The organism is Streptomyces aurantiacus (genome assembly GCF_001418335.1).
Taxonomy (GTDB): Bacteria; Actinomycetota; Actinomycetes; order Streptomycetales; family Streptomycetaceae; genus Streptomyces; species Streptomyces aurantiacus.
Genome location: NZ_LIPP01000436.1, coordinates 1 through 1,655, shown reverse-complemented (window position 1 = coordinate 1,655; position 1,655 = coordinate 1). Strand labels below are relative to the sequence as shown.

The 1,655-nt window shown below is 66.3% G+C and carries 2 protein-coding genes; both read right to left on the bottom strand.

Annotated elements, in window-relative coordinates:
* Positions 1-405 (bottom strand): cbb3-type cytochrome c oxidase subunit I (locus tag AOK01_RS38045; RefSeq protein WP_213862208.1); only part of this gene is annotated, 405 nt, incomplete at its 3' end.
* Positions 402-1,322: an aa3-type cytochrome oxidase subunit II gene (ctaC, locus tag AOK01_RS38040; RefSeq protein WP_055519897.1), complete on the bottom strand. Its 921-nt coding sequence runs from the start codon at positions 1,320-1,322 to the stop codon at positions 402-404. The genes AOK01_RS38045 and ctaC, both read right to left, overlap by 4 nt.
* Between the last annotated feature and the right edge of the window lie 333 nt (positions 1,323-1,655).

Sequence of the window (1,655 nt, the reverse complement as noted above, 5' to 3'; positions counted from 1 at the left end):
GCCGAACAGGTACAGCCAGTAGGCGAACATGTTCAGCCGCGGGAACGCCACGTCCGGCGCGCCGATCTGCAACGGCATGATCCAGTTCGTGAAGCCGGCGAACAGCGGGGTCGCGAACATCAGCAGCATGATCGTGCCGTGCATCGTGAACGCCTGGTTGAACTGCTCGTTCGACATGATCTGCGTGCCGGGACGGGCCAGCTCGGCCCGCATCAGCAGCGCCATGACGCCACCGATGCAGAAGAACGCGAACGACGTGACCAGATACAACGTGCCGATCGTCTTGTGGTCCGTGGTGGTCAGCCACTTGATCACGACGTTACCGGGCTGCTTGCGCCGGACCGGCACTTCGTTCTGGTAGTGCGCGGTCTCGGCGGCACCCTGGGGTTCGTTGAGGATGCTCACAGGTTGTTCGTCTCCCGGTTCTTCTCGTGGTCCGTCTGCTCGATACCGGCCGGGACGTAACCGGTCTGACCCTTCTCGGCGAGCTCCTTGAGGTGGGCCTCGTAGCGCTCGGGAGAGACGACCTTCACGTTGAAGAGCATCCGGGAGTGGTCGACGCCGCAGAGCTCGGCACACTTGCCCAGGAAGGTGCCCTCCTTGTTGGGGGTCACCTGGAAGGCGTTGGTGTGGCCCGGGATGACGTCCTGCTTCATGAGGAACGGCACGACCCAGAAGGAGTGGATGACGTCCCGCGAGGTGAGAACGAAGCGGACCGTCTTGCCCTTGGGCAGCCAGAGGGTCGGACCGGGGTTCCCCGTCTGCGGGTTCTTCGTGGCGGGAGTACCGACGTCGTAGACCCCGCCGGCGCTCGCCGGGAAGGCGTCCTTGAAACGCTTCGGGATCGCGTCCAGGTTCTCGTCGGTCTTCGCGTCACCGGTCGAACCGTCGACGTTCTCGATGTAGTTGAAGCCCCAGCTCCACTGGAAGCCGACGACGTTGACCGTGACGTCTGGCTTCTTGTCGAGGCTGAGGATCTTCGACTCGTCGCGGGCTGTGAAGTAGAACAGCACCGAGACGATGATGAGGGGGACCACCGTGTACAGCGCCTCGATGGGCATGTTGTACCGGGTCTGAGGGGGAACTTCGACCTTGGTGCGGCTGCGCCGGTGGAAGAACGCGCTCCACAGGATCAGGCCCCAGACCAGCACGCCCGTGGCGAGTGCTGCGGCCCACGAGCCCTGCCACAGGGAGAGGATCCTGGGAGCCTCTTCCGTGGTCGGGGTGGGCATACCAAGGCGGGGGAAGTCCTTGTATGTGCAACCGGTGGCGGTCGCCAGGACCAGGCCCGCAGTCAGTGCCTGCAGCAGCTTCCGCCGCATCGGGCGCCGCGGCGTGGGGTTACCGCCCGCGCCCCCTGGGGCGTGGGGGAGGTCGGAGCCGTAGGGACTCACGTAGCGCCTTCCCGAGAGTCTCGCCCGCGCGGTTGGCTGCGGCCTTCTCGGTGGTCCGGTCGCCGCCCTGCGTCGGGCAGGGGTTTGGATGTTTATGCGGACCAAACCCTACTGGACGCTTTTTGGGGTCGCGCGGGGAGGGTCCCCAACGCGCCGCCGCTCACCCCGAAGGGGTGGAATAGGGGGCTCCGGGACGTATGTGACGGCCCGTCGCGGGGGCCTCCGGCTGGGGCGGGCGGGTTCGCCTCCGGCGCGGTGGGC

What these genes read in the sequence shown, in the direction of transcription:
- ctaC (WP_055519897.1), bottom strand. Translation starts at nt 1,322, where the DNA reads ATGCGGCGGAAGCTGCTGCAGGCACTGACTGCGGGCCTGGTCCTGGCG.